The 24,587-nt window shown below is 30.3% G+C and carries 21 protein-coding genes; 17 read left to right on the top strand and 4 right to left on the bottom strand.

Annotated elements, in window-relative coordinates:
- Position 1 precedes the first annotated feature (1 nt).
- From AJ886_RS00175 to AJ886_RS00165, 3 genes are read left to right on the top strand one after another with little or no spacing between them, the layout of a single operon-like run.
- A complete protein-coding gene (locus tag AJ886_RS00175; RefSeq protein ID WP_070276045.1) occupies positions 2–1,174 on the top strand; it encodes an efflux RND transporter periplasmic adaptor subunit in 1,173 nt (390 codons plus the stop codon).
- Positions 1,174–3,099 (top strand): ABC transporter permease, encoded by a 1,926-nt coding sequence (locus AJ886_RS00170; RefSeq protein WP_070283600.1) that lies wholly within the window; start codon positions 1,174–1,176, stop codon positions 3,097–3,099. The genes AJ886_RS00175 and AJ886_RS00170 overlap by 1 nt, the downstream gene beginning before the upstream one ends.
- Position 3,100: 1 nt before the next feature.
- On the top strand, positions 3,101–4,471 hold the full coding sequence (locus AJ886_RS00165) for a TolC family protein (protein WP_070233272.1): 1,371 nt from the start codon (positions 3,101–3,103) through the stop codon (positions 4,469–4,471).
- A gap of 2 nt (positions 4,472–4,473) precedes the next feature.
- Here the strand turns inward: AJ886_RS00165 and AJ886_RS00160 are convergent, their stop codons facing one another.
- The 4 genes from AJ886_RS00160 to ctf are packed head-to-tail and all read right to left on the bottom strand — an operon-like array spanning position 4,474 to position 8,572.
- Positions 4,474–5,652 carry an SGNH/GDSL hydrolase family protein gene (locus tag AJ886_RS00160; RefSeq protein WP_070286989.1) on the bottom strand — a complete coding sequence of 393 codons (1,179 nt, stop codon included), beginning with the start codon at positions 5,650–5,652 and terminating at the stop codon, positions 4,474–4,476.
- Positions 5,639–6,649, bottom strand: a complete 1,011-nt coding sequence (locus AJ886_RS00155) for a DUF459 domain-containing protein (RefSeq protein ID WP_044780017.1) — start codon at positions 6,647–6,649, stop codon at positions 5,639–5,641. Before AJ886_RS00155 ends, AJ886_RS00160 begins: the two co-directional genes overlap by 14 nt.
- Complete coding sequence (locus AJ886_RS00150; RefSeq protein WP_044780018.1) at positions 6,650–8,026, bottom strand: MBOAT family O-acyltransferase; 1,377 nt, start codon at positions 8,024–8,026, stop codon at positions 6,650–6,652.
- Positions 8,027–8,068: 42 nt separating this feature from the next.
- Positions 8,069–8,572 carry a non-heme ferritin gene (ctf, locus tag AJ886_RS00145; RefSeq protein ID WP_002852256.1) on the bottom strand — a complete coding sequence of 168 codons (504 nt, stop codon included), beginning with the start codon at positions 8,570–8,572 and terminating at the stop codon, positions 8,069–8,071.
- Positions 8,573–8,752: 180 nt separating this feature from the next.
- Between ctf and AJ886_RS00140 the strand changes: the two genes are divergently transcribed.
- The 14 genes from AJ886_RS00140 (at position 8,753) to hypA (ending at position 24,158) form a co-directional block, all read left to right on the top strand.
- Positions 8,753–9,748 (top strand): substrate-binding domain-containing protein, encoded by a 996-nt coding sequence (locus tag AJ886_RS00140; protein ID WP_070274095.1) that lies wholly within the window; start codon positions 8,753–8,755, stop codon positions 9,746–9,748.
- A 9-nt stretch (positions 9,749–9,757) separates the two neighbouring features.
- Entirely contained in the window at positions 9,758–10,672 is a 915-nt protein-coding gene (gene pstC, locus AJ886_RS00135; protein WP_053872560.1) for a phosphate ABC transporter permease subunit PstC, read from the top strand.
- Positions 10,669–11,757 carry a phosphate ABC transporter permease PstA gene (pstA, locus tag AJ886_RS00130; protein ID WP_044780021.1) on the top strand — a complete coding sequence of 363 codons (1,089 nt, stop codon included), beginning with the start codon at positions 10,669–10,671 and terminating at the stop codon, positions 11,755–11,757. Before pstC ends, pstA begins: the two co-directional genes overlap by 4 nt.
- Positions 11,754–12,494, top strand: coding sequence for a phosphate ABC transporter ATP-binding protein PstB (gene pstB, locus AJ886_RS00125; RefSeq protein WP_038853906.1), 741 nt, complete (start codon positions 11,754–11,756; stop codon positions 12,492–12,494). The genes pstA and pstB overlap by 4 nt, the downstream gene beginning before the upstream one ends.
- Positions 12,495–12,565: 71 nt before the next feature.
- A complete protein-coding gene (locus tag AJ886_RS00120) occupies positions 12,566–15,004 on the top strand; it encodes a hypothetical protein (protein WP_070278489.1) in 2,439 nt (812 codons plus the stop codon).
- 2 nt (positions 15,005–15,006) lie between these two features.
- Positions 15,007–16,323, top strand: a complete 1,317-nt coding sequence (locus AJ886_RS00115) for an MATE family efflux transporter (RefSeq protein WP_070286988.1) — start codon at positions 15,007–15,009, stop codon at positions 16,321–16,323.
- Positions 16,299–16,946, top strand: a complete 648-nt coding sequence (locus AJ886_RS00110; RefSeq protein WP_070287002.1) for a M48 family metallopeptidase — start codon at positions 16,299–16,301, stop codon at positions 16,944–16,946. The genes AJ886_RS00115 and AJ886_RS00110 overlap by 25 nt, the downstream gene beginning before the upstream one ends.
- A gap of 42 nt (positions 16,947–16,988) precedes the next feature.
- Complete coding sequence (locus tag AJ886_RS00105; RefSeq protein WP_070286987.1) at positions 16,989–18,509, top strand: hypothetical protein; 1,521 nt, start codon at positions 16,989–16,991, stop codon at positions 18,507–18,509.
- Complete coding sequence (gene hypF, locus AJ886_RS00100) at positions 18,490–20,679, top strand: carbamoyltransferase HypF (RefSeq protein WP_070286986.1); 2,190 nt, start codon at positions 18,490–18,492, stop codon at positions 20,677–20,679. The genes AJ886_RS00105 and hypF overlap by 20 nt, the downstream gene beginning before the upstream one ends.
- Before the next feature lie 76 nt (positions 20,680–20,755).
- Positions 20,756–21,487 carry a hydrogenase nickel incorporation protein HypB gene (gene hypB, locus AJ886_RS00095; RefSeq protein WP_070286985.1) on the top strand — a complete coding sequence of 244 codons (732 nt, stop codon included), beginning with the start codon at positions 20,756–20,758 and terminating at the stop codon, positions 21,485–21,487.
- Positions 21,487–21,768, top strand: coding sequence for a HypC/HybG/HupF family hydrogenase formation chaperone (locus AJ886_RS00090; RefSeq protein ID WP_002776342.1), 282 nt, complete (start codon positions 21,487–21,489; stop codon positions 21,766–21,768). The genes hypB and AJ886_RS00090 overlap by 1 nt, the downstream gene beginning before the upstream one ends.
- Positions 21,752–22,843, top strand: coding sequence for a hydrogenase formation protein HypD (gene hypD / locus AJ886_RS00085; RefSeq protein ID WP_070233278.1), 1,092 nt, complete (start codon positions 21,752–21,754; stop codon positions 22,841–22,843). The genes AJ886_RS00090 and hypD overlap by 17 nt, the downstream gene beginning before the upstream one ends.
- The gene (gene hypE, locus AJ886_RS00080) at positions 22,840–23,814 is read left to right on the top strand and encodes a hydrogenase expression/formation protein HypE (RefSeq protein WP_002871360.1); all 975 of its coding nucleotides are present in this window, start codon (positions 22,840–22,842) and stop codon (positions 23,812–23,814) included. The genes hypD and hypE overlap by 4 nt, the downstream gene beginning before the upstream one ends.
- On the top strand, positions 23,814–24,158 hold the full coding sequence (gene hypA / locus AJ886_RS00075) for a hydrogenase maturation nickel metallochaperone HypA (RefSeq protein ID WP_070233280.1): 345 nt from the start codon (positions 23,814–23,816) through the stop codon (positions 24,156–24,158). The genes hypE and hypA overlap by 1 nt, the downstream gene beginning before the upstream one ends.
- The last annotated feature ends 429 nt before the right edge of the window (positions 24,159–24,587 follow it).

Raw genomic sequence — 24,587 nt, 5'->3', positions numbered from 1 at the left:
TATGAAAAAGAAGATTGTTTTAATCATTTTAATTGCAATACTTGGAAGTGTTGGGGCTTATTTTATTTTTTTTAATAATGATGAAAAAATCAGCTATTTAACTCAAAAAATACAAAAAAAAGATATATCTCAAACCATAGAGGCAGTAGGAAAGGTATATGCCAAAGATCAAGTTGATGTGGGTGCTCAAGTTAGCGGACAAATTATAAAACTTTATGTGGATGTGGGAACTCATGTAAAGCAAGGTGATTTGATCGCTCAAATTGACAAAGATAAACAACAAAACGATTTAGATATTACAAAAGCTCAGCTTGAAAGCGCTAAGGCTAATTTAGAGAGTAAAAAAGTTGCTCTTGAGATTGCGAATAAGCAGTATCAAAGAGAGCAAAAACTTTATGCAGCTAAAGCAAGTTCTCTTGAAAATTTAGAAACTCAAAAAAATAATTATTATACTTTAAAAGCCAATGTTGCAGAGCTTAATGCTCAAGTAGTTCAGCTTGAAATCACTCTTAAAAATGCACAAAAAGATTTAGGTTATACAACCATTACTGCTCCTATGGATGGTGTTGTGATTAATGTAGCTGTAGATGAAGGACAAACAGTTAATGCTAATCAAAACACTCCTACTATAGTCCGTATAGCTAATTTAGACGAAATGGAAGTAAGAATGGAAATAGCAGAGGCTGATGTGAGTAAGATAAAAGTAGGAACAGAGCTTGATTTTTCTTTGCTTAATGATCCTCAAAAAACTTATCATGCTACTATTGCAAGTATAGATCCAGCTGATACTGAAGTGAGTGATTCTAGTACAAGCTCAAGCTCATCAAGTTCGAGTTCTTCAAGCTCAAGCTCATCAAATGCTATTTATTATTACGCAAAATTTTATGTAGCCAATAAAGATGATTTTTTGCGTATTGGTATGAGTATACAAAATGAAATTGTCGTAGCGAGTGCAAAGGCTGTTTTAGCAGTGCCAACTTATGCAATTAAAAGCGATCCAAAAGGCTATTATGTTGAAATTTTAGAAAATCAAAAAGCTGTTAAAAAATATGTCAAACTTGGCATTAAAGATTCTATCAACACTCAAATTTTAGAAGGTGTAAATGAAAATGAAGAATTGATAGTAAGTTCAAGTGCTGATGGCTTAGCTCCTAAAATGAAGTTGAGATTTTAATGATTTTTCTTAAAAATATTTGCAAGAATATAGGCGAAAATGCCATTTTAAAAAATGTAAGTTTAAGTATAGAAAAAGGTGAATTTGTTGCTATTATAGGACAAAGTGGAAGTGGTAAAACTTCACTTTTAAATATCATAGGAACATTAGATGCGCCAAGTAGCGGAACTTATGTTTTTGATGAGTATGAAGTCACTAAACTTAATAACGACGAAAAAGCAAGATTAAGGCGTGAAAAAATAGGCTTTATATTTCAAAGATATAATCTTTTAAGCTTGCTTAGTGCTAAAGAAAATGTTTCTTTACCTGCAGTTTATGCGGGAAAAAATTTACAAGAAAGAAGTCAAAATGCTAAAAAACTCTTAAATGATTTAGAATTAGTTCACAAGTTAGATTCTAAACCGAATGAATTAAGCGGAGGGCAGCAACAACGCGTTTCTATAGCAAGAGCTTTAATCAATGGTGGAGAGCTTATTTTGGCTGATGAGCCAACGGGAGCTTTGGATAGTAAAAGCGGTATTATGGTGCTTGAAATTTTACAAAAACTTAACGCACAAGGTCATACTATAGTCTTAGTAACTCACGATCCAAAAATTGCAGCACAAGCTAAAAGGGTTATAGAGATTAAAGATGGAGAAATTTTAAGCGATACTAAAAAGGAAAAAGCTCAAGAAAAACTTATTTTAAAAACAATGCCCAAAGAGAAAAAAACACTTACTTTGCTTAAAAATCAAGCCTTTGAGTGTTTTAAGATAGCTTATTCTTCCATACTTGCACACAAACTTCGTTCTATTTTAACTATGCTTGGAATCATCATAGGTATTGCTTCTGTAGTTTGTGTTGTAGCTTTGGGATTGGGCTCTCAAGCTAAGGTGCTTGAGTCTATTGCGAGACTCGGGACAAATACTATTGAAATTCGTCCTGGAAGGGGTTTTGGAGATTTGCGTTCGGGTAAAACAAGGCTTAATTTTAGCGATTTAGAAACGCTAAGATCCCTAGAATACTTAGAAGCAGTGGATGCTCATTCAAATACTTCAGGAGTAGCAACTTATACTAATATTTCTTTAAGCGCAAGAGCTGAAGGAGTGGGGGTAAATAATTTTGCTATAGAAGGCTTAAGGATAGATGCGGGAAGAATTTTAGATAATGATGATGTAAAAAATAGCACCAATGTTGCTGTATTGGATTTTAATGCTAAAAAAAATCTTTTTCCTGATGAAAAAAGTGAAAATATTTTAGGTCGTGTGGTACTTTTTAATTCTCAACCTTTTAAGATTATAGGAGTTTTACAAAAAGATACAGACAAACCTATAGAAGATAATGTAGTGCGTCTTTATATACCCTATACAACACTGATGAATAAGCTTACAGGAGATAGAAATTTGCGTGAAATCATAGTTAAGGTTAAAGATGATGTGAGTTCAACTTTGGCTGAAAATGCTATCATAAGAATTTTAGAAATTAAACGCGGACAAAAGGATTTTTTTACTTTTAATTCTGATACCTTTAAGCAAGCTATTACAGCAAATAAACGCACTACAACCATACTTACCGCTTGTGTGGCTGTGATTGCTTTGATTGTTGGGGGTATAGGAGTGATGAATATCATGCTTGTTTCTGTAAGCGAAAGAACGAGAGAAATTGGCATACGCATGGCTATAGGGGCTAGAAGAGAAGATATTATGATGCAGTTTTTAATCGAAGCGGTTATGATTTGTACCATAGGGGCGATTTTAGGTGTGATTTTATCGATTTTTGTTATTTTTGCTTTTAATACTTTAAGTACGGATTTTCCTATGATTTTAAATGCCTATTCTGTGCTTTTAGGACTTTTAAGTTCTATGTTTATTGGTGTGATTTTTGGTTTTTTCCCTGCAAGAAATGCAGCAAATTTAAATCCTATTAGTGCATTATCAAAGGAATAAAATGAAAATAATATTCAGCATTTTTTTAGCATTTTTCTTGAGTGCTTGTGGTGCAAAACTTAGCTTGCCTAAAGAAGTTGATTTAACTCAAGAACAAATGAAAGATTTAAATCTCACTTATGATTGGTATAAATCCTACGATAATGCAAAATTAAATGAATTTCTAAATTTTGTTTTATTGAATAATAGTGATATTAATATTGCTAGAAAAACTTTGTTTTCAGCTTTGGCTAGAGCTGATTTGATTGATTATGATTTATATCCGACTTTAAGTGGAAATTTGGGTTTTGGTGGAGATAAAGATTTAAATTCAGGCAAACAAAGTAAAAATTTCAATAATTCTTTAAATTTAAGCTATGAGCTTGATATTTATGGCAAATTAAGAGATAGCGCAAGTGCAAGTGAATTTAGTGCGAAAGCAAGTGCTTATGATCTTGAAAATTTAAAAATAAGCATGATCAATACAGCTTTAAATAATGTGTTTGAGCTGGCTTATTTTAACGATGTAGATAAATTGCTTCGAGTCTATCTTTCAAATTTAGAACAAATGAAAGAGCTTTATAGCTATAAATACAAGCTTGGAAAAATAGAAGAATTAGATCTTTTAAACATAGAACAAAGCTTATTAAGAGCTAAACAAAATTTATTAAGCAATGATAAAAATCGTAATTTACTCATAAAAAATTTACAAGATTTATTGGCAAAGCAAGAAGGTTTTGCCTATATAGAGTATTTTAAAACTTTATCTTTAAATGATTTTAAAACCTTAAGTCCTGATTTTAATATACCTTTAAAAGCCTTAGCATACCGTGCAGATGTGAGGTCTAAACTCAATAGCTTAAAATCAGCTTTTAAGGATTATTCTTCCATGCAAAAATCTATTTTGCCTAGCATTTCTTTAGGTGGAGCATTAAGCGGAAGTGATAAAAAAATCGATGATAGTTTTAAATTTGAAATTTTAAGTGGCAATGTTAAGATTTCTTTACCTTTCTTAGATTATGGTAGAGTAAAGCAAAATATCAAAATTTCACAATTTACTTATGAGCAACTTTTAATTTCTTATGAACAGGCTTTGCAAAGTGCGATGAATGAATTTGCATTGAATTATAAAGACTATCAAAGCGACACCTTGCTTTTGCAAAATTTGCAAAATATTAACATTAAACAAGAGCTTATCGCTAAGGCGTATTATGAAAAATATATTTTAGGAAAAAGCGAATTAAAAGATTATTTGGATGCAAATAATACTTTAAATTCTACCCAGCAAGAATTTTTAAGAGCTAGATTTAATCTTTTAAAAACCATTAATTCTTACTATCAAATCACAGCTTTAAGTTTCAATGATGAAAACTTAGAATTTCCTAAGTATTAAATTTAATAATCGATGATATTTTTTAAATCCTCGAGTAACTTTTTAGCCATCAGCTCATAGCCTTTTATAGTAAGATGTACATCATTGAGCGAAAGCTTTTGTTCTATCCATTTGTTTTTTCCCCCACTATCTTGCATAAACTGATGCATATCAAAGATAAGAGTTTTTTCTTCCTTAGCAACTTCATATAATGCTTTGCGTATGGTAAAAAAATCAGGAGCAAGCTTATAGTTTTTACCCTGTTTTTGAACTACGGTTGGTGGAGAGATTAGCATGATAACAGCGTTTTTATTGTAAGTTTTTAAAATGCTAATCCATTTTTTTAAGTTATTTTTGAATTTTTGTTTTTCAAACCCTTTAAAGAGTGCATCATTAGAACCATAAGCAAGAATAATTAAATCATTGTGTAAAAGTACTAGTTCTTTTTTTACAACTGCTTGATTCCAAGAGAGCCATAAATCACTTTTGGCACCATTGATTGCAATAGTATCTAAGAAAACATTATTATTTTTATTTGTGATGAAATATCCTCCTAGCTCAGCATCCTTTTGTAAGGCTGAAATTTGCAAAGGAAGATCAAGTTCTAGTTCTTTATAGGACCATTTATTAATTTGTGTGGTTCTTAACTCATAGCTTCGGTTTTTTGCATCTTTGATGCTAAAAGCATTGGTATTTTGTTTGGCTTTAAATAAAAACCCTATTTTGAATTTTTTTTTATCTAAGGTTGTATCAAGGTTGATTTTTGCACCTTTGATTTTTGCTTTGGCTATTATCCCACCTAGTGGAAAATTATGTCCAGCATTAACAGGATTTCTTGAGTTTAAAATTTCAAAGTTTTTATAAGAATAAACAAGATTAAGATTTTGCTGATATTTAGGTTGTAAAGGATAGGCAAAACCTATAGAGTTAGAGCGGATTAAATATCCTCTTATGACACGCGGAAAGAAATCAGCCGCCATGTGAGAATCTCCATAAATTCTAATTCCTATGTTTTGATTTTTTTCTAATTTTTTTTCTAGATTTTTAAGATCTTTTTTTGATACATAATTTGCTAAAGCAGGGTGATTTTTGTTTTGATTGAGTATGGAATCTATTGTGTCATTTGTATTTAAATTTTGTGCATAAGAGCTAGTAAAAATAATAAAAAACAATAAGATAATTTTAAATTTATTTACTAGCATTTTCTTCCTTAAGTTTTATGTGTTCTAATAAAAGTTTAGACATTTCTCTTGCACCACTTGGGGTAAAGTGAATCCCATCATCTGTTCTTACTTTTATACTTCTATTGTTTTCATCTTTTATATAAGCTGAGTATTCATCATTGACACTAAAAAATAGTTTAGTGTTGATAAAAATTTCTTTATTTTTAAGAATTTCATTGCTGTAAATTTTATTGAGCACTTGTATTTTTTTGTTCAAATCTTCTTTTTTTACAGGAGGGATTTCAAACCAAAAAACTTTGGCTTTATGTTTTTTAGCGATTTTAATGATTTCATCTACACGATTTGTATAAATATCTATCCAAGAAGGGGAGCCAAAACGATGGTAATTTCCTCCTTTTTTAATATCCCAAGGATCATTAGCACCAAGAAGAACAACAAGATATTTAATATTTGAGTTTTTAACAAAAGCTTCATTGGTTGCTTTTGACCAGTTAAAATAGGATTTATAAGAAAGGCCTGTATTTTGTTTACTAAGATCGGTTACCTTAAGATTTAAATTTCTTAAATCTCTATTTAAGGCTATTGCAACACCTTGCATTAAAGAATCTCCGATAAATAAAAACTCATCTCCATTTTGTAGCTCTAATTTGGTATTGTCGATAAAACTAATATTTGCATCTTGGATTAAGGTTAGATTTGTTTCTTTATGAGAAGTGTTTTCATCATTTTCTAAAGTGTTTAAAACTTTATCTATTTTACTTAAGTTTTCATCTGTTGATTTACTTTCTTGATTTGTATCTTCTTCATTGGTTTGAGGCAAGGGTTCGTTGCTTAAAATTGCACGAATTTGTTCTAATTTAATTTTGAAGCCATTGGCTTCTTTTAAAAGATCATTATGAGGATAGAATGCAAAATGATATTTTTGTTCTATATAAGAGCTAATGCTCTGATTCATAACTACAACAACCAAGCCAAGTACTATAATCAAAATGAAGAAAAATCTAACTGCACTCATCTAAAAACTCGAATAAATAAAATCAGGAATTCCATCTGGCATAAAAGCAAAAACCAAAAGTAAAATAAAAGCTATGATAAAAGGTTTTAGTAAAAATGGAGTAAGGTTTAAAATCTTAATGCAATATTCTTTAAAATTAATAAATAAAGGATAGATCATAAAAAGAACCCCAAAAGCAACCAACATGTAAATATCATTATAGGATGGAATTTGGAAGAAATTATAATAACAAGCTTTAAAATATTCTATTGCATCTTCTAGATTTTTGCTATAATAAAAGAAAATCCAAGTAAAACATACAAATTGAAAGGTTAAAAATCTTCCTAAAGCTGGAATTTTTTGTAAACTAAATTTGCTTAAAGCTAGCAAATGTATAAAAACTATGCCAATGCCATGCAATAAACCCCAAACAATAAAAGCAAGTGTATTGCCATGCCATATACCTGAAAGTATAAAAGCGATGAGTATATTAACTATAGTGCGTGGCATTCCTTTTCTATTGCCCCCTAAAGGTATATAGATATAATCTCTTATAAAGGTTGAAAGACTGATATGCCATCTAGCCCAAAAATCTTTTAGATTTTTTGCAAGATAAGGCATGTTAAAGTTAGGTGGAAGGGTAAAACCTAACATTAAAGCAAAAGCACAAACTAAATCAACATATCCGCTAAAATCGCAGTATATTTGAATCGCATAGGCGTAAATTGCGCTTAAAAGTTGTATGAAATTATAAGATTGTGGAAAGTCTAAAATACTTTTAGCATAAATTCCAAGGTAATTGGCTATTAAAACTTTTTTAACTATACCAAAAACAAGCAAGATGATGATTAAATTTGCATGTTTAAATTCGCGTTTTTGATAGGCTTGTTCAAAGAAAAAAGAACTTCGCATAATAGGCCCTGAAAGTAGTGTTGGAAAAAATGATAAGAAGGTTGCTAAATTTAAAAAGCTTTCTAAACGGCGTTTTTGGTAAACTTCTACAAGATAAGTGATAGAAGTAAAGGTATAAAAACTAATTCCTATTGGAAATACTAAATCAATATTTAAAAATTCTAAACCGAAAAAATCTAATATCTCATCAATACTTCCTTTGATGCTAGGAAAGTATTTAAAAAAACATAAATTTAAAACAATAAAAGCCATACAAGTAGCGAAAATATAACGCTTGCGACGCACAAAAATAAGCAAGGCAAAATAGTGTATAAAAAAGGTGTATATAAATAAAACCAAGGCGAAATAAGGATTGATTAAAATATAAATAATATAAGAGAAAATTAAAATTAAAATATTTTGTATTTTGTAATCATTTTTAAAAGTCCAATAAATAGCAAAAAAAGCTATCATTAAGATACTAAATTCTAAAGAAAAATAAGTCATACCTTCAATCCAAAGCGAGATTTGCCCATAATAGGGCAAAGATTATTTTTTTCTGCTTAATGCAATATTTTTGATGTATTGATCAGCTAAATAAAGTCCATTTCCGTGTTCTCCGATTAATTTAATCTTGTCAACTATACCACGGAAAAGTGCTTCTTCTTCGTGTTGTTCGCTTACATACCATTGTAAGAAATTAAAAGTAGAATAGTCTTTATGTGTTAGCATGTGTTCAACTAAAGTATTGATTGATTTTGTGATAAATTGCTCATGTTCATAGGTTTTTTCAAAAACATCAAGCAAGGATTTGAAATTTTGTTCAGGCTGTTTTACTTCTTGAAGCTCTACATGAGAATCTGTTTCATTAAGATAAGTGATAAGCTTTTTGGCATGATCGCTTTCTTCGCTTGCATGTGCAAACAAGAAGGCTCCAGCTCCATCAAGACTGTTTTCATAGCACCAAGAGCTCATACTAAGATATAAGTTCGCTGCATACATTTCTTTGTTTATTTGTTCATTGAGTAATTTTACAACTTCTTTAGAAAGCATTCTTATCTCCTTATTAAAATTTAAAATGTTTTATAATGATATATTATTTTTTTAAAAACAAGCTAAATTTTTTGATAGTTAAAAATTATATTTAAGAAAAATGCAAAATAAAAAATGTTTCCAAAATGTTTCCAAGTTTTTTTAAACTTCCATTACTTTTTTTAAAGTTAAGGAGAAAAAATGAAAAAAATTCTATCTTTAAGTGTGGCAAGTTTTGCGCTTTGTGGTGCTTTAAATGCAGCAGATTTAAAAATCGCAGGTTCATCGACTGTGTATCCTTTTACTTCTTTTGTAGCTGAAGAATACGCTTCGATTAAAAATACAAAAACTCCTATAGTAGAGAGCTTGGGAACAGGGGGTGGATTTAAGGTATTTTGCGAAGGAACTACTGATATTTCTAATGCTTCAAGACCTATGAAATTAAGTGAATTTGAAACTTGCAAAAAAGCAGGAGTAACTGATATAGTAGGGATTATGATAGGTTATGATGGTATAGTTTTAGCTCAAAATAAAACCAATGCTCCATTAAATATCACAAAAAAAGAACTTTTCTTAGCATTGGCAAAAGAAATTCCACAAAATGGAAAACTTATACCAAATCCTTATACAAACTGGAATCAAATCAATAAAAATTTACCAAATCGTAAAATTAGTGTTTATGGTCCACCATCAAGTTCAGGAACAAGAGATACTATAGAAGAGCTTGTTATGAGTGATGTGTCTAAAAAAATTCCTGAGTATAAAGGCGAGTATAAAACTTTGCGTCAAGATGGTGCTTATATCCCAAGCGGTGAAAATGATAATCTAATCGTTTCAAAACTTACTATTGATAAAGATGCTTTTGGAATTTTTGGTTATAGCTTTTTAGTGAGCAACTCAGATAAAATCAATGTCGCTACTATCGATGGTGTTACACCAAGTGAAGAAAATATTGCAGATGAAAAATACGAACTTGCAAGAAGCTTGTTTATTTATATCAATGCTAAGAAAAATCCAAAAGAAGCCTTTGATTTTGCAAAAATTTACATGAGTGATGATTTGGCAAAAAGTGGCGGAGAACTTGAAAAAATAGGACTTGTTCCTTTAAGCGATGATAAATTAAAAGCTTCTCAAAAACATATAGAAGATAGAAAAATTTTAAATGATGAGCTTGTAAAAGCTGGAAAAGTTTTTTAAGGAAAAACTTTGCTAAAAGAAAAAATAATCAAATTTGCACTTTTTTTATGTGCTTTTGTAAGCGTGATAGTAAGCTTTGCTATCATGCTTACAATTTTAATTGAAGCTTTAAAATTCTTTCAAAAAGAAAGTGTTGCTACCTTTTTATTCTCAAGTCAGTGGGCAGCTGATGCAGCTTTTATGAATGCAGATGGCACGAGCAAACAAGGTGTTTTTGGAGCGCTATCGCTTTTTTGGGGAACTTTTTATATTTCATTGATTGCTATGCTAACGGCTTTACCTTTAGGGGTTATGTGTGCTATATATTTAGGTGTTTTTGCTGGCAAAAAATCTAAAAATTACTTAAAACCTATTTTAGAAATCATTGCAGGGATTCCTACTGTTGTTTTTGGATTTTTTGCAGCTATAGTCGTAGCGCCTTTTATAGTGTGGTTTTTTTCTTTATTTGGCATACAAGCAAGTTTTCAAAGTGCTTTAGGCGCAGGTTTTATCATGGGGATCATGATAGTGCCTATAGTGGCTTCGTTATCTCAAGATTGCATTGAAGCAGTAAGCGAGAAAAGGATTAATGGCGCTTATGCTTTAGGTATGACAAAAAAAGAAGTGGTTTTTGCTGTGATTTTACCTGAGGCTATTCCTGGTATAGTTGCAGCTTGTCTTTTAGGACTTTCAAGAGCCTTAGGCGAAACTATGATAGTGGTAATGGCAGCTTCTTTGCGTCCAAATTTAACGATGAATTTTTTAGAAGATATGACAACAGTAACGGTAAAAATCGTAGAAGCTTTAAGCGGAGATCAAGCTTTTGATAGTTCTTTAGCTTTGAGTGCTTTTTCTTTAGGTTTGGTGCTTTTTATCATCACTTTAATCATCAATATGTTTAGCGTTTATCTCATTAATCGCTTTCACAAAAGGAAAAATTTATGAAAAAACTTTTTAAAAAAAGACAAAAAGCTTCAAAGTCTTTTAAAAGACTTTGTAAAATGGGGCTTTATATTAATTTAATTTTTCTTTGTATCTTTTTAGGAAGTGTGGGTTATCTTGGAATTGGAGCTTTTAAGCAAACTTATATTTTTGTAGAGGCTAATAGAAATTCTCCTGTTTATGATCTTTTATCTCGTGCTGAGCAAAGAAAAATAAGAACAGGGCAAATCACTGAAAAAACTTGGCTTTTGGCAAATTCAGAAGTGGATCAATATATGAAGCAAAAATATAATCGCCTTAGTGAAAAACAAAGAACTTTAGTCGATGATCTTGTGCAAAAAGGCGATATAGAGCTTAAATTTAATAGCAATTTCTTTTTAAATGGGGACTCAAAATCTCCTGAAAATTCAGGAATTTTATCTTCAGTTGTAGGGACTTTGCTTGTTATGCTTGTTTGTATGGTTGTGAGTGTTCCTATAGGCGTTGCAGCAGCAATTTATTTAGAAGAATTTGCGCCACAAAATATCCTTACACATTTTATAGAAGTGTGTATTAACAACCTTGCAAGTATTCCAAGTATCTTGTTTGGACTTTTAGGACTTGGAGTGTTTATCAATCTTTTTGGAATGCCTCGATCAAGTGCTTTAGTGGGTGGGCTTACTTTGGCGATCATGAGTTTACCTATTATCATTGTTTCAACCAAAGCGGCTTTAAAAAGTGTGGACATTAACATGAAAAATGCTGCTTATGCCTTAGGTATGACAAAGGTTCAAATGGTAAAAGGTATTATGTTGCCTTTGGCTATGCCTATGATTTTAACAGGTTCTATTTTGACTTTAGCTGGGGCTATAGGCGAGACTGCACCTTTGATGATTATCGGTATGATAGCATTTATCCCTGATGTAGCTAGTTCGATTTTTGATCCAACTAGCGTTTTGCCTGCTCAAATTTACTCATGGTCAGCTATGCCAGAGCGTGCATTTTTAGAAAGAACAGCAGCGGGTATTATTGTGCTTTTAGGACTTTTAGTCGTGTTAAATCTTAGTGCGATATTATTAAGAAAATATTTTCAAGGAAAATTAAAGTGATAGCAAAAACAACAAATTTAAATTTATTTTATGGAAAAAAACAAGCTTTATTTGATATCAATATGCAAATAGAACAAAACAAAATTACCGCACTCATTGGTGCTTCAGGATGCGGTAAATCCACTTTTTTGCGTTGTTTTAACAGAATGAATGATAAAATTGCAAAAATCGATGGTTTAGTAGAAATTGAAGGAAAGGATGTTAAAAATCAAGATGTAGTAGTCTTGCGTAAAAATGTAGGCATGGTTTTTCAACAACCTAATGTTTTTGTAAAAAGCATTTATGAAAATATCTCTTATGCACCAAAACTTCATGGTATGATTAAAAATAAAGATGAAGAAGAAGCTTTGGTGGTGGATTGTTTGCAAAAAGTAGGGCTTTTTGAAGAAGTTAAAGACAAACTAAAGCAAAATGCCCTAGCTCTTTCAGGCGGACAACAACAACGCCTTTGTATCGCAAGAGCTTTAGCAATAAAACCTAAGCTCTTGCTTTTAGATGAGCCAACTTCCGCACTTGATCCTATTAGCTCAGGTGTTATAGAAGAGCTTTTAAAAGAATTAAGTCATAATCTTTCTATGATCATGGTTACGCATAATATGCAACAAGGTAAACGCGTGGCTGATTATACTGCATTTTTTCACCTAGGTGAGCTTATAGAATTTGGTGAAAGTAAAGAATTTTTTGAAAATCCAAAACAAGAAAAAACCAAAGCTTACTTAAGCGGTGCTTTTGGGTGAGATTTATACAAAAACAAGTATCTTTGTATTAAAATTATATCCTTAAAAAAGAATTTCATAAGGATATAGTTTTGTTTGAAACACTTTTAAAACTTAGCGAAGAGCCTTTAAAAAGCAAGATTAAGGATTTGTATTTTTCTAAGTTTAATTATGTAGGTACTAAGATTGATTTTTGTATCACTCAAAATTTAGGACTTTTAGGCGAAGTTAATTTACTTTGGGCTGAAGCCAAACAAGGAAAAAGCGAGCTTAAAAAGTCTTTTGTTCAGCTTGTGCTTACCATAGGAAAGTATAAATTTTATACAGAGCAAACTCCAAATTTACTTTGTGCTTTTGACGCTGAAAAGATAGCCTTTTTACCTTTTTCTTCTTTGCAAGAAATTTTTTATCAAAGTGATATAGACTTTAGTGTAACACCTAGCAATCATAAAAGTGAGCAGTTTTTAAAACTTCTAAAAGAACTAGATAGCATTTTAAATACAGCACAAATTTTTTATTATGAAAAAAATGATGAAGAATTAAAAAATTTCATAAAAGAAAATCTTACGAGTGAAAATATAAGCAAATTTAAAATCGATAAAAATAATTTTGTAAGTATTTATCACAAATGGAACAAAATGGTTAAAGATACCATCAGTATTGATTGGAATTTGGCTAAAGAAAGTGGGATCATAGATGCTGATTTTTATTTGGCTGATTTGCTTTCAAATGAAAATGAAACCATCAGTCAAAATTTATTTGCTATTCTTAAAAAAGATTATTATGAGTTTAATAAAACAAAAAGTGATTTAGGCTCTATCATTAACGAACGCACTTCTTTTAAAGATAATCAAAAAGCTCATCATGAATTTTGGGCGATTTACGAGCGTCCTCCAAGAAAAGAATTTTGGGATTATATTATAAAACGCAGAGATTTATTAGTAGATCAAGATATAAGAGAGCGAAAAGGAGCGTTTTTTACTCCTAGAATTTGGGTGGATAAGGCTTGTGAGTATCTTTCTAAAACTTTTGGTGAAAATTATGAAGAGGAGTATTATATATGGGATTTAGCGGGTGGAACAGGAAATTTACTGGCCAATTTTACCAATGCAAAAAATATCTTTTGTTCTACTCTTGATAAAGCCGATATAGATGTGATACATGAGCGTATAAAAAATGGTGCGAATTTGTTTGAAAATCATATTTTTGAGTTTGACTTTTTAAATGATGAATTTTTTGATGAGGTAGATGATAAGGGTAAAATCATCCAAAAATCAAAATTACCTTTAAATTTACAAGAGATTTTAAAAGATGAAAACAAACGCAAAAAACTAATAATCTTTATCAATCCACCTTATGCGGAAGCTAGCAATTCAAAAACTGCTAGTGGTACTGGAAATCATAAAAGTAAAGTAGCAAGAGAAAATAAAATTTGTGAAAAATACAAAGATATTTTAGGTAAGGCAAACAATGAGCTTTTTGCACAGTTTTTTATCAGAATTTATTGTGAGATAGAAGATTGTTTAATGGCTAGTTTTTCGACTTTAAAATATGTAAATTCTACCAATTTTATAAAATTTAGAGAGAGTTTTAAGGCTAAGTTTTTAAAAGGTTTTATGGTGCCTGCTGATACCTTCGATAATGTAAAAGGAAATTTTCCTATAGGATTTTTGATATGGGATATGAGTAAAAAAGAAGAAATTAAAAAAATAAAACTTGATGTATTTAATGAAAATGGAAATTTCTTAGGAGTGAAGTATTTTTATAATGATAAAAAAGAAAGTATCAATAAATGGCTTAGAACATTTAATAAAAAAGATGGCAATAATATAGGTGTATTAATGGCTGATGCACCTGATTTTCAACAAAATAATCATATTGCAATTTTAAATAAAAAAAGAAATGTGCATTTAATTTTTCAAGATATCAATGAAAATATCATTAATATAGCTATATATTTCTCAGTGCGTCATATAATAGAGCATACTTATATAAATCATAATGATCAATTTTTGTATCCTAATGATTTATATAAAAATGATAATGAGTTTAAAAGTGATTGTTTATCTTTTATGCTTTTTCATGGTAAAAATCGCATAAGTGCAAAAGAGGGGATAAATCATTTTATACCTTTTAGCGAAAAAGAACTAGGTATCACAAAAGAAGCTTTTAAGAGTGATTTTATGTATAAATTTATAAAGGGCAATATAAAAGATGAAAACTCGCTTTTTGATGATGAGTTAGCCAAGATAGAATTTAGCCCCCAAGCAAATAAACTTTTAAAAGCTGGAAAAGAACTTTTTAAGTATTATCATACTCATAGTGAAGATAAAAACTATCTAGCCAATGCTTCGCTTTATGATATCAAAGAATTTTTTCAAGGCAGGGATGAAAAAGGCAGGATGAAGCTTCCTAGCCAAGCAAAAGACGAGCATTATAAAGCTTTACTGAGTGATTTAAATGCAAATTTAAAAATTTTAGCTAAAAAGTTAGAGCCAAAAATTTATGAATACGGCTTTTTAAAAGAATGATCATGGCAAAAAAACAACTTTCTTTAACAAGACTTAGTATTCCTATATTTTGGGATTTGCTTTCTAAGTATTTAACTGTGATTATCAATACTGCTATGGTGTCTCATTATTCTAATTTTCTTGTCGGTGCTATGGGGGCTGGAAATCAAATTTTAGATCTTTTTATCACTATTTTTTCATTTTTAAGTGTGGGTTGTAGTGTGGTGATAGCTCAGGCTATTGGTGCAAAAGATCATGTTTTAGCAAGAAAAGTGATTCATCAAAGTTTGTTTTTAAATGCACTTTTAGGCTTTGTATGTGGTGCGCTTATTTTATGGCATGGGGAGTATTTGCTTTATCTTTTAAAAATCCCACAAGAATTGCTTAAAGACAGCGAAATTTACTTGCATATGCTTGCAATTTGTTTGTTTTTTGATGCCATAGGTATTGTTTTAGCGGCTATTGTAAGGGTTTATAATATGGCTTATTGGGTTATGCTTATAGGCTTTTTGATGGATATAGTGGTGATTTGTGGAAATTATTATGTTTTGCATTATACAAAATCAGAACTTTTTGGAGTAGGGCTTAGCAATATTTTTGCCCGTATTGTTGCTATAGTGGCTTTGCTTGTGATACTTTTTTATAAACTTAAAATTCATCTTAAAATCAAAGAAATGATAAAACTTGAAAAAGAGGTATTAAAAAAGGTTTTAAATATAGGCGGATTTTCAGCAGGGGAAAATCTTTTGTGGATAGTCCAATACACTATAGCTTTTGCTTTTGTAGCAAGCTTAGGCGAAGCAAGTTTGAGTGTGCAAACGATTTATTTTCAAATTTCAATGCTTATTATGCTTATAGGACAAGCTACAAGCATAGCTAATGAAATCATAGTAGGTAAATTAGTCGGTGCTAGATATGAAAATATCGCTTATAAACATGCTTGGCGTGCTTTATATTTTAGTGTGGTGGCAAGTGCTTTAGTGGCACTTTTGAATTATCTTTGTCAAGATTTTACAATGCAAATTTTAGGACTTAAAGAAGAGTTAAAAAATTTAATGATACCTTTATTTGCCCTTTCAATCTTTCTTGAAATTTCGCGAACTTTCAATATAGTCATGGTTAATTCCTTGCGTGCAAGTGGCGATGCTAAGTTTCCATTTTTTAGCGGACTTATTTTTATGATGGGAGTATCTTTGCCTGTGGGTTATGTGTTTTGTTTTCATTTTAATCTTGGAATTTTAGGGGTTTGGATAGGATTTTGTGCGGATGAATTTTTACGTGGAATGGTAAATTCATACAGATGGAAAAGCAAAAAATGGCAAGGCAAAGCTCTAGTTTAAAATCATTTATTTATAAAGATGAGTGCTATTTTTATTCTAAAAAACGCATAAAAACTTTAAGATTAAGGCTCAATGAAAGGGGTGAATTTGTTCTTAGCATTCCTTATTTTTGCACCTTTAAAAGCGTTTATGAGTTTTTAGATAAATCAAGTTCTTGGATAAATGAGGCAAAAAAAAGATTTGAAAAAAAAGTTTTAAAAGATGATGAGTTAATCTTTTTAGCTAAAAAATATAAAATTATATTTGATGAAAATGCCAAAAAAACTTATTTTGATAAAGATAAAATTCTTTGCCAAAATGAAGCAAAATTAGATTTATTTTTAAGACGAAATGCTAAAAAGATTTTTACTTTTTATCTTAAAAAATGGAGCCAAAAAACAGGTTTATTTTACACGCATTTAAGCATTAAAAATATGAAAACGCGTTGGGGTTCTTGCAATCATAATAAAGCTTACATTAATTTAAATTTAAAACTCATTCAAAAGAGTTTAAGAGCTATTGAATATGTGATTTTGCATGAAATCAGCCACTTAAAATTCCCTAATCACAGCAAAGAATTTTACGTTTTTATGGAACATTTTATGAGTGATTTTAGGCAAAGAGAGAAAGAATTTTTAAGTTAAAAATGTTATATTTAATGGTTTATTTTTCAAAAAAGGCATAATATGACTTTGGATTTTGATTTTATTTATAATGCGGATAATGATATTTTTGAATATTTATTGCGTTTTTATGCGAAAAATTACAATTACACCCTTAGCAAAGAAAAAAATATTTATCATTTTTCTATTAATGCAGATGAAGAAAATTTAAAGACTTTTTGTGATTCTTTAAACTTTATGAGTCATAGTGTTTTTTTGAAAAAATTTGATGTAAAAGCGGGACAGGATTTTAACCCTTGTATGCCAGAAGATAAAGAATTTTCAAAATTTTCTTATATTACTCATTTAAATTCTAATGCCTATCAAGAAAAAAAATTTTTAAATAAAAATGAATGGGGTGTGTTTTGTGAGTGTGAATTTTCAAGCAATTTATCAGAATTTGAAAAAATCAATGAAGAAAATTTCAATACTTTTTTAAATCTTGCCTTTGATTTGTTAAGTCAAGAAAAAAAGATTTATTTAAAAGATAAAAATGGCGTTTATGAATTTTCTTTGTTTAAGAACGAATTTATAGGAGATTTTTTACTTCCTTGTGATATTAAGGCTATAAATTCAGTTTTTGTTTGTTCAAATGAAAATTTAAAACTTCTTGCAAGTTTAGAAAAACCTTTGATGAAGCTAAGACTTAATGCCATGTTTAGAAAAAATCACAATCTTGATTTTAATGATTTTAAAATCAGACTTGCTAGAGATTTGTTTTGCTTTGCTTTAGGTTTAAAACTTTTTGAAAATGAATATAAATTTTTAAGCGTAAAAAAAATAGAAGAATACCAAAAAGATTTTTATATCAGTGCTTTAGATGAGCAAGTGGTGGTTTTGGAAGGCTTTGAATTTATCAATGCTAAGGCAAGAGAGCTTATTTTTTCTAAAGAAGATAAAAATATGGCAAGAATTTCTTATCTTGTAAGCTGTTATAAAGAAAAAGCTTTTATTTTAGAGCTAAGTAAGGATTATGAAGATATTTTGCTTATCAACAAAGAGCTTAATTTACTTAAACTTTCCTTACCAAAACACAGCAAAGAACTTTATAAAGAGATTAAAAAAGATGAAATTGGTGCAAGGCTTTTAGAAAATTTTAGCAAGGAATTTCCTCTTTTAGATGAAAATTTTGAACTTCAAAACAATTTTTATTCCTTGCTTGGCTTAGTAGGAAGAGTACTAAATTTGGGTAAAAATTTACAAGAGAGTGCTAGTGAGCTTTTAAAAATCGCTGATGAGTCAAAAATGCCTCGTGGAGTAAAGATTGATTATCGTTTGAAAGAAGATAAAAGTTTTGATTATACAAGAACTTTAAGATCTACTATGAGTTTTATGTTAGCAGGTGTAGATAGTGTTAATATCGCTTATGGAGCAGTTGAGAGTTTGGCTTATTTCTTGCGTGATACTTATGATGAATTAAGAGAGAAAAAGCAAAGTGATTTAGCGCTTATAAGTGGATCTTTGTTTGAACATAAATCTTTACTTAAAAATACCTTAAAACATCTTAAAAATTGTCAGTTAAGCGATGTGCCACTTAGGATATAAGATCAAAATTTCAGGTCTAGTTCAAGGGGTGGGTTTTCGCCCTTTAGTTTATGAACTAGCTTTGAAATCAAAGCTTTTTGGAGAGGTAAGAAATGATGGTTTTGGGGTAGAAATCATCCTTGCTTGTACTCAAAAAGAATGTGAAAATTTCATAGAAAATTTAAAAAATCATCTCCCACCTTTAGCAAGAATAGACAAGCTTATAATCACGCAAATTTCTATTTCAAACTATGAAAATTTTAACATCACTCCTTCTTTAAAGAATGCAAAAAGCACGCCTATGTTAAGTGATTTTGCACTTTGTAAGGAATGTAAAAAAGAATTTTTTGATGAAAAAAATCCACGCTTTTTGTATCCCTTTATCACTTGCACACATTGTGGGCCACGCTTTAGTATTATAAAAAGTCTTCCTTATGATAGAACCCATACTTCCATGCAAGAATTATTGATGTGTGAGTTTTGCAAAAGCGAATACGAAGATCCTAAAAATAGGCGTTTTCATGCTCAGCCTATTAGTTGTCCTAAATGTAAAATCAATGTTTTTCTTAAAAATCCAAAGGGTGAAATTTTAACCAAAGATCAAGAAGCTTTTATACAAAGTGCGAAGTTTTTAAAGGAGGGTAAAATTTTAGCCATAAAAGGCATGGGTGGTTTTCATCTCATGTGCGATGCTTTTAATAAAGAAGCTTTAAAAACTCTAAGACTTAGAAAAAATCGCCCCAAAAAACCCTTTGCTTTGATGTGTAAAGATTTACAAAGTGCTAAAGAACTTGCCTTTATAGATGAAAAAGAAGAAGCTTTGCTTGGTGGGGTTTTAGCTCCTATTGTGATTTTAAAGGCAAAAAAAGCCTTTTCTTTACTCGCACCTGATGTTGATAAAATCGGTATTATGCTAGCTTATACACCTTTACATCTTTTGCTTTTTGAGTATTTTAAAGGAAATCTTGTGGCAACAAGTGCGAATTTAAGCGGAGAAAGTATCATTAAAGATGAGTTTAATTTGTGTCAAAAACTTGATAAAGTTTTTGATTTTTATTTGGATTATGATAGAGAAATTATCAATGCAAGTGATGATAGCATAGCTCAAGTGGTAAATGGTAAAACTATGTTTTTGCGTACTTCAAGGGGTTTAAATCCTTTTTATTTGGAAAGAAATTTTAATAAAAAAGGCACTTTTTTAGCTTTGGGTGCGGAGCTTAAAAATGAATTTGTGATTTTTTATGAAAATAAACTTTTAATTTCTCCTTATATAGGGGATTTGAAAAGTCTTGATGTACATGAGAGATTTTTTAAACTTTTGGAATTTTTTAAACAAAATTATGATTTGAAATTTGATACGATTTTATGCGATAAACACCCGCATTTTAGCTATGCAAAAGAATTTGAAGAAAGGATTAAAATTTCTCATCATTATGCGCATTTTTGTGCGGCTTATTTTGAATATGAAGAAAATTTTGCAAAAGATGAAAAGGCTTTAGCTTTTATTTGTGATGGAACAGGTTATGGTGAAGATGGCAAAATTTGGGGTGGAGAAGTTTTTGTAGGAAATTTGAAAGAATATGAAAGAATTGCACATTTTGAAAATTTCACTCTTATAAATAGTGATATTAAAAATATACAAAATTTGGCTCTAAGTCTTATTTTTCATTATGATTTAGAAGATAAGGCTAAGGAGTTTTTAGCAAAAATTCCAAAAATCAAACTTGAAAATCTTAAAAAAATTTATTCACATTCTAACTTACAAACAAGTTCCTTAGGACGCATTATCGATGCTTTTGGAAGTATTGTTTTTAACTTAGAAAAAAGTTCTTATGAAGCTCAAGTTGGCTTAATGTGTGAAGCTTTTTATGATAAAAATCTTGATTTTTCTTACAAGCTTTTTGTAGAAAAAGGGCAGGTTAATTTTAAAAATTTAATCCTAGGGGCTTTACAAGATGAAAAAACTAAAGCAATTACAGGTATGTTTAATGCCTTGGCAAATTTTATCATAGATTTTAGCAAAGATTATGATTTAAAAGTGCTTTTAAGTGGAGGAGTTTTTCAAAACAAAACCTTGCTTGAAATTTTAAAAGCTAAAAATTTTGATTTTTTTGTACCTTTAAAATACCCTTGCAATGATAGCTCCATAGCTTTAGGACAAATGGTATATTTTTTAAATTTAGAAAAATAAAGCAAATATTCTAAAAACTCATAATTTTTTAATGCTTTTAAGGTTAAAATGAAACAAAAATTATAAAGGAAAGAAAATGTGTAAAGATTGCGGCTGTTCTATAAATTCAAGCCATACGCACGATCATCATCGCGAAAATCCAAGTTTAAAAGAGGGTAAAACCATAGAAGTGATTTCTAAAATTTTAAGCAAAAATGATGAAGAAGCTAAGCACAATAGGGCGCATTTTAATGAAGCTAACACGCTTTGTATTAATTTAATGAGTTCTCCAGGTAGTGGAAAAACTACGCTTTTAGAAAGTACGATCAAGGCTTTGAAAAATGAACTTAAAATCGCTGTGATTGAAGGGGATTTAGAAACCAATAATGATGCTCTAAGAGTAAAAAATGCCGGAGCTTTAGCGTATCAAATCACTACAGGACAAAGCTGTCATTTGGATGCTTTTATGGTGCATGAGGCTTTGCATCATTTAGCCATTGATGATGTGGATTTGCTTTTTATAGAAAATGTTGGAAATTTGGTTTGTCCTGCAAGTTATGATTTAGGAGAGCATTTAAATGTAGTTTTGCTTTCGGTAACTGAAGGAAGTGATAAACCGCAAAAATATCCTGTGATGTTTAAAAAGGCTGATATAGTTTTAATCACAAAGGCAGATTTGGCTCATCATTTTGATTTTGATGTTAAAGAGGCGACTAGGTTGATTAAAGAATTAAATCCTAGAGCAGATATTATCACTCTTGATGCAAAAAATGGTACTAATATGGAGCTTTGGTATAAGGTGCTTAAACTTAAAAAGGAGCTTTTTTAATGTGTTTATCTATACCTTCTGAAATTTTAGAAATCGATGAGTTAAACAATGCTTTAGTACAAACTTTAGGTGTGAAAAGAAAAGTTAATTTGGATTTGATTGATGAGCCTTTAAAACAAGGCGATTATGTCTTAATCCATGTAGGCGTTGCTATGGAAAAAATCGACAAAGAAGCTGCACTAGAAAGCATTAAAACCTATCAAGAAATAGTAGAAAAAATGAATAGCGGAGAGATAAAAAGCGATGAAGGAGATTTGGGTTTAAATGAATTTCATCGATGAATTTAGAGATAAAGAAAGCATTTTAGCTTTAAAAAAACTCATAGAACAAGAACTTAAAAATCCTATTAACATCATGGAAATTTGCGGTGGGCATACACATAGTATTATGAAATATGCCCTGCCTTCTATTTTGCCAAAGGAGATTAACTTTATCCATGGGCCAGGATGTCCTGTTTGTGTTATGCCAAGAGTTCGCATTGATACAGCTATCAAGTTAGCCTCTATGAAAGATACGATTTTTTGTACTTTAGGAGATCTTTTAAGAGTGCCTGGAAGTGAAATTTCTCTGCTTGATTTAAGAGCTAAAGGGGTTGATGTTAGAGCACTTTATTCTCCACTTGAAGTTTTGGAAATTGCTAAGCAAAATTTAAACAAAAATATCATCTTTTTTGCTATAGGTTTTGAAACTACTACGCCTATGAGTGCTTTACTTCTTCAAAAGGTTATAGAAGAAAAAATAAATAATGTCTTTTTTCATATCAATCATATCACAGTTCCAGCACCTGTAGAAGCGATCATGAATGATGAAAATGTAAAAATCAATGCTTTTTTAGGCCCTTCTCATGTGAGTGTGATAACAGGTTATGGTATTTATGAGCCTTTAGCAGCAAAGTTTAAAACCCCTATAGCAGTGAGTGGTTTTGAGCCAGTTGATATTTTAGAAAGTGTATTAAATATCATAAAACAAAGCAATGAAGGCACTTTTAAAGTGTATAATCAATACAAAAGAGCCGTAAGCAAAGAAGGCAATGTTAAAGCGCAAAATTTAGTAAAAAAATACTTTAGAGTGTGTGATTTTGAATTTCGTGGCTTAGGACTTATTAAAGATGGAGGCTTGGAGCTAAAAGAAGAATTTAGCGCCTATGATGCAAGTAGAAAATTTGATTGTGCGGTGCAAAGTAAAAATGAAAGCAAAGCCTGTATTTGTGGGCAAATTTTAAGAGGTTTGGCCAAGCCTTATGATTGTAAGGTTTTTGGTAAGGCTTGTACGCCAAGAAGTCCTATAGGAAGTTGTATGGTTTCTGGCGAGGGTGCTTGTGCGGCGTATTATAAATACTCAAAGGTGAATGCATGAAAAATATTTCCTTAGCCCACGGAGGTGGTGGAGAAGAGATGAATGAGCTTTTAACTAAGCTTTTTAAGATCTTTGATAATGAAATTTTAAACGCAAATAATGATGCGGCGATTTTGGGAAATTTGGCTTTAAGCACGGATTCTTTTGTTTTAAGTCCGATTTTTTTAGATGAAGAGGTTAATATAGGCAAACTTTGTGTTTGTGGTTCTATTAACGATGTTTTGATGGTGGGGGCTAAGCCAAAATATCTAAGCTTAGGACTTATCTTAGAAGAAGGTTTTGAGCTAGAAAAACTAGAACACATTTTAAAAAGCATTAAAGAAGAATGTGAAAAATGTGGAGTTACGTTAGTTTGTGGCGATACTAAAGTCGTTCCTAAGGGTAAGGCAGATGAAATTTATATCAACACTACGGCCTTAGGTGAAATTATTTCTAAAAAAGAAAGTAAAAATATCAAAGCAGGGCTTAGCATACTTCTTTCAGGCGATATAGGAAGGCATGGAGCTAGTGTTTTAATCAAAAGAAATGAGTTAGAAGCTGATATTAAAAGCGATTGTAAGGCTTTGGATAAAGAGGTTTTAGAGCTTTTAGAAAAAGATATAAAGGTTGTAGCTATGAGAGATGCTACTCGCGGGGGGCTTAGTGCGGTTTTAAATGAGTGGGCAAAGCAAAGCGGAAATGATCTTTTGATCTTTGAAGAAAAAATCATCGTTCAAGATGAGGTTTTAGGACTTTGTGAACTTTTTGGTTATGAAGCTTATGAGCTTGCCAATGAAGGCACTTTCATACTTTGCGTGGAAAAAGAAGATGAGTTAAAAGCCTTAGAAATTCTAAAAAAATACAATGTAAATGCGAGTATTATAGGAGAAGTTTTAGAAGAGAAAAAAGCACGCGTGATCTTACAAAACGCTTATGGGGCAAAACGCTTTTTAGAAAGCCCTAAGGGCGAACTTTTACCAAGAATTTGCTAATGCACGAATTAAGCATAGTAGAATCTTTAATCGAACTTTGTGAAGAAAATGCCTTAAACAATAAGGCTTGCAATGTGCAAGAAATTTATGTAAAAATCGGACGTTTAAGCGGTATAGAAGTGGATCTTTTTAAGCGTTGTTTTGAAACTTTTAAAGAAAACTCAAATATTTGTAAAAATGCCAAACTTTTTATAGAACTTGCTCCGCTTGAAATTTTATGCTTAAAATGCGATCAAACAAGCATTTTAGAAGAAAATGTTTTTAAGTGTCCCAAATGTGAAAGTATAGAATATAAAATCACAAAAGGTGAAGACTTGCATCTTATGCGACTTGTGATGAAATAATACATTGCGATACTTGGTTAAGTATAGCTAATTTATAGATAAAATATCTAAAAAATACAAAATCAAAAATTTTAAATTTTTATCCAAAATATAAAAACTAAAAAAATACACTTTTAAATTTATTTTAAATATAATTTACAAATACCACAAAAATATTTACAACATTTCATACAAATTTACTCTCATTAAATCAATTTTTTTATATAAAATAAAATTTAAATTGAAATTTTATTTTATATAATAATCAGTATTTAATTATACTTTAAGTTTAAATATTTTATTATTCCGCTATTTTATTTTTATATTTTATATTATTATTAAAAAATAAAAAATATGAAATTAATTTCAAAATAAATCATTTTAAATAAGGAAGGAGAAAAATATTTGAGTAAAAATATTATTTCAAGTAAGGTGTCTACGGGGGGGGGG

The sequence above is a fragment of the Campylobacter sp. BCW_6465 genome, assembly GCF_001762815.1.
GTDB classification, from domain to species: Bacteria; Campylobacterota; Campylobacteria; order Campylobacterales; family Campylobacteraceae; genus Campylobacter_D; species Campylobacter_D jejuni.
The sequence above is the reverse complement of the archived record's forward strand: the minus strand, read 5'-3'. Positions and strand labels throughout refer to the sequence as shown.

What these genes read in the sequence shown, in the direction of transcription:
- AJ886_RS00175 (WP_070276045.1), top strand. Translation starts at nt 2, where the DNA reads ATGAAAAAGAAGATTGTTTTAATCATTTTAATTGCAATACTTGGAAGT.
- AJ886_RS00170 (WP_070283600.1), top strand. Translation starts at nt 1,174, where the DNA reads ATGATTTTTCTTAAAAATATTTGCAAGAATATAGGCGAAAATGCCATT.
- AJ886_RS00165 (WP_070233272.1), top strand. Translation starts at nt 3,101, where the DNA reads ATGAAAATAATATTCAGCATTTTTTTAGCATTTTTCTTGAGTGCTTGT.
- AJ886_RS00160 (WP_070286989.1), bottom strand. Translation starts at nt 5,652, where the DNA reads ATGCTAGTAAATAAATTTAAAATTATCTTATTGTTTTTTATTATTTTT.
- AJ886_RS00155 (WP_044780017.1), bottom strand. Translation starts at nt 6,649, where the DNA reads ATGAGTGCAGTTAGATTTTTCTTCATTTTGATTATAGTACTTGGCTTG.
- AJ886_RS00150 (WP_044780018.1), bottom strand. Translation starts at nt 8,026, where the DNA reads ATGACTTATTTTTCTTTAGAATTTAGTATCTTAATGATAGCTTTTTTT.
- ctf (WP_002852256.1), bottom strand. Translation starts at nt 8,572, where the DNA reads ATGCTTTCTAAAGAAGTTGTAAAATTACTCAATGAACAAATAAACAAA.
- AJ886_RS00140 (WP_070274095.1), top strand. Translation starts at nt 8,753, where the DNA reads ATGAAAAAAATTCTATCTTTAAGTGTGGCAAGTTTTGCGCTTTGTGGT.
- pstA (WP_044780021.1), top strand. Translation starts at nt 10,669, where the DNA reads ATGAAAAAACTTTTTAAAAAAAGACAAAAAGCTTCAAAGTCTTTTAAA.
- AJ886_RS00115 (WP_070286988.1), top strand. Translation starts at nt 15,007, where the DNA reads ATGGCAAAAAAACAACTTTCTTTAACAAGACTTAGTATTCCTATATTT.
- AJ886_RS00110 (WP_070287002.1), top strand. Translation starts at nt 16,299, where the DNA reads ATGGCAAGGCAAAGCTCTAGTTTAAAATCATTTATTTATAAAGATGAG.
- AJ886_RS00105 (WP_070286987.1), top strand. Translation starts at nt 16,989, where the DNA reads ATGACTTTGGATTTTGATTTTATTTATAATGCGGATAATGATATTTTT.
- hypF (WP_070286986.1), top strand. Translation starts at nt 18,490, where the DNA reads ATGTGCCACTTAGGATATAAGATCAAAATTTCAGGTCTAGTTCAAGGG.
- hypB (WP_070286985.1), top strand. Translation starts at nt 20,756, where the DNA reads ATGTGTAAAGATTGCGGCTGTTCTATAAATTCAAGCCATACGCACGAT.
- AJ886_RS00090 (WP_002776342.1), top strand. Translation starts at nt 21,487, where the DNA reads ATGTGTTTATCTATACCTTCTGAAATTTTAGAAATCGATGAGTTAAAC.
- hypD (WP_070233278.1), top strand. Translation starts at nt 21,752, where the DNA reads ATGAATTTCATCGATGAATTTAGAGATAAAGAAAGCATTTTAGCTTTA.
- hypE (WP_002871360.1), top strand. Translation starts at nt 22,840, where the DNA reads ATGAAAAATATTTCCTTAGCCCACGGAGGTGGTGGAGAAGAGATGAAT.
- hypA (WP_070233280.1), top strand. Translation starts at nt 23,814, where the DNA reads ATGCACGAATTAAGCATAGTAGAATCTTTAATCGAACTTTGTGAAGAA.